This is a genomic window from Bradyrhizobium sp. cir1 (assembly GCF_014198245.1).
GTDB lineage: Bacteria > Pseudomonadota > Alphaproteobacteria > Rhizobiales > Xanthobacteraceae > Bradyrhizobium.
In genome coordinates, this window is the sequence record NZ_JACIHE010000033.1 from 59517 (window position 1) to 67236 (window position 7720).

General features: G+C 64.7%; 8 protein-coding genes. 4 read left to right on the forward strand and 4 right to left on the reverse strand.

Annotated features, from left to right (window positions below):
- Positions 1-105: 105 nt before the first annotated feature.
- Complete coding sequence (locus GGD63_RS36320) at positions 106-1152, forward strand: GGDEF domain-containing protein (RefSeq protein ID WP_183249559.1); 1047 nt, start codon at positions 106-108, stop codon at positions 1150-1152.
- On the opposite strand, the gene GGD63_RS36325 is transcribed toward GGD63_RS36320, so the two are convergent.
- The gene (locus GGD63_RS36325; RefSeq protein ID WP_183249561.1) at positions 1149-2846 is read right to left on the reverse strand and encodes a diguanylate cyclase domain-containing protein; all 1698 of its coding nucleotides are present in this window, start codon (positions 2844-2846) and stop codon (positions 1149-1151) included. The genes GGD63_RS36320 and GGD63_RS36325 overlap by 4 nt on opposite strands.
- 109 nt (positions 2847-2955) lie before the next feature.
- Between GGD63_RS36325 and GGD63_RS36330 the strand changes: the two genes are divergently transcribed.
- Positions 2956-3645: a YggS family pyridoxal phosphate-dependent enzyme gene (locus GGD63_RS36330; protein ID WP_183249563.1), complete on the forward strand. Its 690-nt coding sequence runs from the start codon at positions 2956-2958 to the stop codon at positions 3643-3645.
- A gap of 166 nt (positions 3646-3811) precedes the next feature.
- Here GGD63_RS36330 and GGD63_RS36335 read toward each other — a convergent pair whose 3' ends face one another.
- Both GGD63_RS36335 and GGD63_RS36340 read right to left on the reverse strand, forming a co-directional pair.
- The gene (locus GGD63_RS36335) at positions 3812-4597 is read right to left on the reverse strand and encodes a 2-keto-4-pentenoate hydratase (protein WP_183249564.1); all 786 of its coding nucleotides are present in this window, start codon (positions 4595-4597) and stop codon (positions 3812-3814) included.
- 6 nt (positions 4598-4603) lie between these two features.
- Positions 4604-5173: a L,D-transpeptidase gene (locus tag GGD63_RS36340; RefSeq protein WP_183249566.1), complete on the reverse strand. Its 570-nt coding sequence runs from the start codon at positions 5171-5173 to the stop codon at positions 4604-4606.
- A 203-nt stretch (positions 5174-5376) separates the two neighbouring features.
- On the opposite strand from GGD63_RS36340, the gene GGD63_RS36345 reads away from it, so the two are divergent.
- Both GGD63_RS36345 and GGD63_RS36350 read left to right on the forward strand, forming a co-directional pair.
- On the forward strand, positions 5377-6063 hold the full coding sequence (locus GGD63_RS36345; RefSeq protein ID WP_008142830.1) for a response regulator transcription factor: 687 nt from the start codon (positions 5377-5379) through the stop codon (positions 6061-6063).
- A gap of 58 nt (positions 6064-6121) precedes the next feature.
- Complete coding sequence (locus tag GGD63_RS36350) at positions 6122-6565, forward strand: cyclic nucleotide-binding domain-containing protein (RefSeq protein WP_027554028.1); 444 nt, start codon at positions 6122-6124, stop codon at positions 6563-6565.
- Between the two features lie 146 nt (positions 6566-6711).
- Here GGD63_RS36350 and GGD63_RS36355 read toward each other — a convergent pair whose 3' ends face one another.
- The gene (locus tag GGD63_RS36355) at positions 6712-7527 is read right to left on the reverse strand and encodes an exodeoxyribonuclease III (RefSeq protein ID WP_183249568.1); all 816 of its coding nucleotides are present in this window, start codon (positions 7525-7527) and stop codon (positions 6712-6714) included.
- Positions 7528-7720 lie beyond the last annotated feature (193 nt).

Genomic DNA, 7720 nt, shown 5'->3' on the forward strand with positions numbered 1-7720 from the left:
CCGGGAACCTTCGCCCCTGCTCCGCATAACTACCGAGGCCGCCGTTGGGGTGTGATTAAGGGGTCGATGCGAGGTTGCGGCTGGCCAGGACCCCGAAAACCTCCGATGGACGCCAGCTTCGACGATCCCGACTACGATTATGCCGCGTCCATCGCCGGACGGGCGATGCGGAGCATGGCCGAGCAGCGGATTGCGCCGACGCCGATCAATTTTGCCGTCTGGTACCAGTATTTCGCAGGCAGCCATGATGACTTGCGCAACGCCATCGATCTCCTGATCGACCACAATCGTCCGTTCGACGCCCGGACCAATCAGAACCTGTTCGAGACCTATGTTGCGCCACGGCTGAGTGCTGTCGTCGTCGACACCTCCGAGCGGCTGCATGCCCTGATGGGTGCGGCCAAGGAGTTCCTGGCGACCGCGATCGCCGACAACCATTCGCAGATGCAGGCGATCAGCGAGGTCGCCGACCAGGGCAAGTCCGGCGTCGACCCGAAGGCGCTGGTCGCCCAGCTCATGAACGAGCTGGCCCGCGCGGCCACAAGGGCGACGCGTCTGGAGGCGGGCTTTGCCGAAAAGGCCCGCGAGCTCGACGTGATCCGCGCCTCGCTCTCCAAGTCCGAGGAGCGCGCGCGGACCGACACGCTGACGGGCCTTGCCAACCGGCGGGCGCTGGACGAATTCCTGCGCAAGGCGCAAGTCACGGCGGACTGGGGCGAGCCGCTCAGCGTGCTCTTGCTCGACATCGACCGCTTCAAGACCTTCAACGACGATTTCGGCCACGGCGTCGGCGATCAGGTGCTGCGCCTCATCGCAAAGGTGCTGCGCGAGAAGGTGCGCGATCAGGATCTCCCGGCCCGCTACGGCGGCGAGGAGCTGATCGCTGTGCTGCCGGGCGCCGATCTTGCCACCTGTGCCGGGATCGCCGAGCACATCAGGCGCGCGATCGCCGAATGCAGGATCACCCGCCGCTCGACCGGCGAGGTGCTGCCCAACATCAGCGTGTCGATCGGCGTGGCGCAGTATCGTTCCGGTGAAGCCATCGCCGATCTCATCGAGCGCTGCGACCGCGCGCTCTACCTCGCCAAAGGCGGCGGCCGCAATCGCGTGGTGACCGAGATCGAGCTCGATCGCGCCGGGGCTGCGGGCTAGGCGCTCGCTGCCATCATGATGTCAGCGGTCTCGATCGCCTGCACGCCGTGCTCGACGACGTTGTTGCGGCCGCGGTGTTTGGCGGCATAGAGCGCGGCGTCGGCGGCTTCGATGAGATCGCCGGGGCGCAGGCTCTCGTTCGGCTTCGTCGCGGCGACGCCGATCGAGACGGTGACGATCATGTGGGCGGAGGTGATATGCGGCAGGCACAGTTTCAGCACGGCCGCGCGCGCCTGCTCGCCGATCTCGACGGCGCGCATCACATCGGTATTCGGCAGGAGCAGGCAGAATTCCTCGCCGCCATAGCGCGCGGCAAAGCCCATCGTGTCGGCGGCGATGCCCGAGAGCGACTCGCCGAGCCGCGTCAGGCAGGAATCGCCTTCGAGATGGCCATAGGTGTCGTTGAACAGCTTGAAATGGTCGACGTCGATCATCAGCAGCGCGAGGTCGCTGCCATATTGCTGCGCGCGCATCCATTCGAAATCGAGCCGGCTCTGGAAGCCGCGGCGGTTGGCGAGGCCCGACAACATGTCGATCGAGGCCATCACCGTCAGGCGGTCGTTGCTCGCGATCAGCTCGCGCTCGCGCTGGCTGAGTTGCGCGGCCATTGCGTTGAAGGCGCGGGCCAGCGGCACGAACTCGGCCGGCAGGCGGTTGCGCGCCGCGCGCGCCGACAGGTCACCCTCGCCGAGGCGCTTGGCCATGTCGGCGAGCATCTCGATCGGCTTGATCACGAGTTTCTCGGCGGCGATCAGCGCACCGAGCAGGACGAACACGACGACGAAAGCGAGCTGGAGATAGGCGGTGCGGATGTCGCGGCTCACCGCCGCGGACACCTTGTCCTCGTCGATGCTGGCTATCAGGCGGGCGTTGGTGCCGGCGATGCGGATGTAGCTGACCGCGCGGCGGGAGCCGTCGGCGGCGAGAAACGAGAGCGAGCCTTCGTCCTGGTTCGACCGCAGCGCCTTGTCGGCGATCGCGGACATCAGCGGCATGTTGTCAAGCGGACGGCCGACCGCGCTGTGCTGGTCGGCAGGTGCGGCCAGCACCGTGCCGGCACTGTCGACCAGCACGGCGGTGATGCCGGCGCGGCCGCCGAGATTGCTCATCACCTTCGACATCCAGTCGAGGTTGACGGTCGCTAGCACGACGGCATCGGCGACGCCGCTGAACGCCGACACCGGATAGACCGCCATGACGGTCGGTGACGGGACCGGCCGTGACAGGATGAAATCGCTCAGCACGAAGCGGCCGGTTTCCTGCGCCTGCTGGAAATAAGGCCGGTCACTGAGATCGAGGCCGACATACATGTTGTTGGTGGCGCACTGGATGCGTCCGTCCTGGCCCGCGATCAGAAGCGTGCGGATCCAGGGAAGGTTCGAGGGCAGGCTCGCGCGCAGCACGTCGCAGCTCTTGCTGATGCCGCCGGCGGAGGCGCGGATGAAGGCTTCCGATTTCAGGATGGTCTCAACCGACGAGATCACCTCGCGCTGCGCATCTGCGCTGTGCCGTGCGATGGTGGTGAATTCAGCCGCAGCCTGCGCGATCTGCCGCGTGCGCGTGTCCTCGAGCGAACGGATGCGCTCGAGCATCAAGGGCGCGACCAGAATCACCGCGAGCAACGCAAGCCGGGCCCGGATCCCGAGAACCTGCTTGAGTTTCGCTCGTTTGCGGTTGAAACTGACGTTTGCCATCTTCGCTGCCCACCCCGCGGGCTAAGGTAAAGCGAAGGGTTCAAAAACTCTTTCTTGAACTCGGTAAAATTGGACTTACCTCGGTTACGACCACAGCCAATCGAACGTCATGACAGAAGCCAACGCAGCGCCGGTAACCGGCGATTCACCAAACGCGCTCGCCGCGGTCGAAGCCGAAATTGCACGCGCCTGCAAGGATGCGCGGCGTGATCGCGCCTCCGTCACGCTGATCGCGGTGTCCAAGACTTTCGACGCCGATGCAATTACCCCGGTTATCGCCGCCGGACAGCGCGTATTCGGCGAGAATCGGGTGCAGGAGGCCAAAGGCAAGTGGCCGGCGTTAACGACTGTTTACCCCGATATCGCGCTGCACCTGATCGGGCCGCTGCAGTCCAACAAGGCGAAAGAGGCGGTCGCGCTGTTCGACGCCATTCATTCGGTTGACCGTCCGAGCATTTGCCAGGCGTTAGCCAAGGAAATCGAATCCCAGAAGAAGCACCCGCAGCTCTTCGTCCAGATCAACACCGGCGAGGAGCCGCAGAAGGCCGGCGTTGCGCCCGGCGAGGCCGATGCCTTCCTCGCAAGCTGCCGCGATACCTATGGGCTGACGATCTCCGGACTGATGTGCATCCCGCCGGTCGACGAGCCGCCCGCGGCCCATTTCGCGCTGACCGCCAAGATCGCTGAGCGCAACGGCTTGAAGAATCTCTCGATGGGCATGAGCGCCGATTTCGCGACAGCGATCATGCTGGGCGCCACCCATGTGCGCGTGGGAAGCGCGATCTTCGGGCATCGGTAGAAGCCGTTAGCGAGGGTCGGGAGCCATACAAGCTCTCAAATTCGTCATTGCGAGCGGAGCGAAGCAATCCAGAATCTTTCCGCGGAGGGACTCTGGATTGCTTCGCTGCGCTTGCAATGACGTGCGGAGAGAGATGGGCTCGCAACGACAGCGGCGTGTGCCGCGTCTACACAAACCCCACCGACACCTCGCCCAGCACACCAAAGTCCGCCGCGAGATGATCGCCGGCCTGGATCGGCAGCGGCGGATGGCACGTGCCTGTGGTCACGACCTCCCCTGCCCGCAAGGTGATGCCGAGGCCACGCAGCTCGTTGGCGAGCCAGGCGAGAGCTGCGCGGGGATCGCCAAGCACGTTCCTGCCGTGGCCGACATAGCGCTCGCCGCGCAGCGTGATCTGCGGCCGTTCCTCGACGAGATCCAGCGCGCGCCAATCCGCTGACGTTGCCGCGCCCAGCACGAACAGATGCGCACAGGCATTGTCGGCGATCAGCTGTGCTTCGCCGGCGCCGGCGAAATCGACAAAGCGCGAATCGGGAATCTCGATCGCGGGATGCAGGGCGTCGACGGCGGCGAGGACTTCATCGACGGTGTACGGCGCCGCGCGCGGCGGCAGATCGCGCCCCATGCGGAAGGCGAATTCCGGCTCGCCGACGCGCATCTCGTTGCCCTGCATCGACGCGGTGCCGCCATCGGTGATCACGGTGTCGCTCATGATGCGACCGGCCAGCGGTCCCGCGACGTTGATGTGCTTTTGTCCGGCCTCGCTCGTGGCGGCGATCTTCCAGCCGAACAGTTTTCCAGACGATTGCGTTTCGAGCACGGCCTGGATCGCGTAACCGTCAGCGCGGCTCTGCGGCCGCAGCTTTGCCTCCAGCGCGTCGAGCTTGGTGCCGTCGCGCCAATGCCGAAACAGGACGCGCGATGCCGCGGCAATCTGATCCTTGTCGAGCATGTGCCCTCACCCGATGATGATTCTTGTTCTTGGTCCCAGCCGCCGCAGCAATTGCAGCATCGCGGATTTGGTCATGGAGACGCAGCCTGCGGTCGGGCCGAAATTGTCGCGCGCCAGATGCAGGAATACGGCGCTGCCGCGGCCGGCGACGCGCGGGCGCGTGTTGTGGTCGATCTCGATGATGAAGTCGTAGAGATGGTCGGCGCGCTTGAGCCGGTCACCGCCCTGCCCCTCGCCGAGCCGAATTCCCTGGTTGTAGTGTCGGTCCCTGGGATCCTCGCACCAGGCATCCGCGTCGGTGATGATCCGCGCCGGCAGGAAAGTCTGCGGGCGGCTGTGTCGGTCGCCACGCCACCACAGGCGTTTGGGACGGAAGCTACCCCTCGGAGTACCACCGTCGCCCTCGCGCTTGTTGGCGAGAATACCGCCGCGCCCCAACGCCACCGGTATCGTCAGCTGTCCGGCCGTCAGCCAGCCCCGGCGCGGATTGCCGGCAGCAGGCTTAACGCGGATCGCCGATAGCGGCCCGGATCTCCGATTTCTGGTGTAAGTCACTGAAGCGACGTTGTTTTTCATGTGTACGCGCGATATCGAATTCATTACAGGACATTCATCCAAGCGCCCTGCTATTCTGGGTTAGAGTGGTTCTGGCTTGAGAATCGGTAACAGCCCACTACTTCAACACGAACAACAATAATAACGGCGACCCCTAAACTTCCCCTCGCGGCTGGGCGCGGCATGCATGCGCGCCGAGCCGGACTCCAAAAGGATGATACCCCATGGCCAATGCCCGCAAGATCCTGATCGTGGATGACGATACCGATCTGCGCGATACGTTGGTGGAGCAATTATCGCTGCACGAAGAATTCGAGGCCTCCGCCGTCGATACCGGCGCCAAGGGCGCGAGCGCGGCAAAGGCCAATTCCCCCGATCTCGTTCTGATGGATGTCGGCCTGCCCGACACTGATGGCCGCGAAGTTGTTCGCTCGCTGCGCAAGGGCGGCTTCAAGGCGCCGATCATCATGCTGACCGGGCACGACACCGATTCCGATACGATTTTGGGCCTGGAATCCGGCGCCAATGACTACGTCGCAAAACCGTTCCGCTTCGCCGTGCTGCTGGCCCGCATCCGCGCCCAGCTCCGTCAGCACGAGGCCAGCGAGGACGCGGTGTTCTCGGTCGGCCCCTACTCCTTCCGCCCGGGCTCGAAGATGCTGACCGCGGCCAATGCGCGCAAGGTGCGGCTCACCGAGAAGGAAACCGCCATCCTCCGCTTCCTCTACCGCGCCGGCCAGATGCCGGTGTCGCGCGAGACCCTGCTCCAGGAGGTCTGGGGCTACAATTCCGGGGTTACCACCCACACGCTGGAAACCCACATCTACCGCCTCCGCCAGAAGATCGAGAAGGACGCCGCCAACCCCGAGATCCTGGTCACGGAAGCCGGTGGCTACAAGTTGGTGCCGTGATACGCTTCAGGGGCGCGCGAATCGTTTTAGATGGCGTGCCCTTGAGCCTCGGATCTGAATGTCAATCGACGACGACGTAGCGCTTCTCGAGCGGGTCCCGACATTGCGCCTGTTGGGAGACGCCTCGTTGCGCATGCTGGCGATCGGCTCCGAGCAGCGTGATTTCGTCCGCGGCGACGTCCTGTTCAATCTCGGCGACGACGCCGATGCCGGCTTCGTGGTCCAGCGCGGCGCCTTCCGGGTCGACGACGGTGCCGGCGCCGAGATGATCGCAGGTCCCGGCGCGCTGATCGGCGAGCTTGCGCTGGTGGTGCCGATGAAGCGGCCCTCAAGCGCGATCGCGCTGGAGCATTCCTCCGTCATCCGCGTCTCGCGCAGCCTGTTCCAGCGCGTGCTCGAAAGCGACCCCGCCGCCGCCGTGCGCCTGCGCGACGAATTCGCGGTTCGCTCGAGCCAGATCGCCAGCGATATCTTGATGGCGGGCGCGAAGCTGACGTCGTAGCTATCTCCACTCGTCATTCCGGGGCGCGCGCAGCGCGAACCCGGAATCCATTGAGCGTCAGAGACGGTGGATGAATGGATTCTCAGGTGCGCAATTGCGCACCATAGTTCGCGACTTCGTCGCGCCCCGGAATGACGACGGGGAGCTCAAACCTCCAGCGTCACGGTCACCGGCACATGGTCCGACGGCCGCTCCCAGCTGCGCGCGTCGCGGAGAATCTTGAAGTCACTGACCGCATCCTTCAACGCGCGCGAGACCCAGATGTGGTCGAGCCTGCGCCCGCGGTCGCCGACCGTCCAGTCGGCGGAGCGGTAACTCCACCACGTGTAGACCTTCTCCGACATCGGGGTGCGCTCGCGCGCGACGTCGATCCACTCGCCGGCGGCGAGTGCCGCCTTGAGCTTCTCGGTTTCGACAGGCGTGTGCGAGACCACTTTCAGAAGCTGCTTGTGCGACCACACGTCGTTCTCGTGCGGGGCGACGTTGAGATCGCCGACCAGGATGTGGCGGTCCTCGCCGCGCGGATGCAGCGGCTCGCACGCTGTCATCTCGTCGAGGAAGCGGAGCTTGTGATCGAACTTCTCGTTCAGCACGGGATCGGGAATGTCGCCGCCCGCGGGCACGTAGAAATTATGCAGCACCAGCGGCTTTGCGATGCCTGCCTTTTCGCCGAACGACACCGAGATGTGCCGCGAATCCACCTTGTCGCAGAAGGTGCGGATGTCCTTCGACTCGAACGGGATCTTCGAGACGATGGCGACGCCGTGATAGCCCTTCTGCCCGTTCAGCGCGACATGCTCGTAGCCGAGCCGCTTGAACCGCTTCAGCGGAAAGGCGTCGTCGATGCACTTGGTCTCCTGCAGGCACAGCACCTCCGGCCGCGCGCTCTTGAGGAATTTCGCGATCAGGTCGATGCGCAGCCGCACCGAATTGATGTTCCAGGTTGTCAGGGAAAGACGCATGGGAGATGCGTCTTAGCAAGCTCTCGTAGGGTGGGCAAAGGCGCAAAGCGCCGTGCCCACCGTCTTTTCGGGTTCGAGATGTGAGGATTTGGGCGTGCTCTCGTAGCAACCATTAGATTCGCCCGATCGCTGAGGGTAGCATGACGCCGTGCTTGCGGCCGTCAAGGCGTGGCCTGGCGGCAGCGGAGATGGA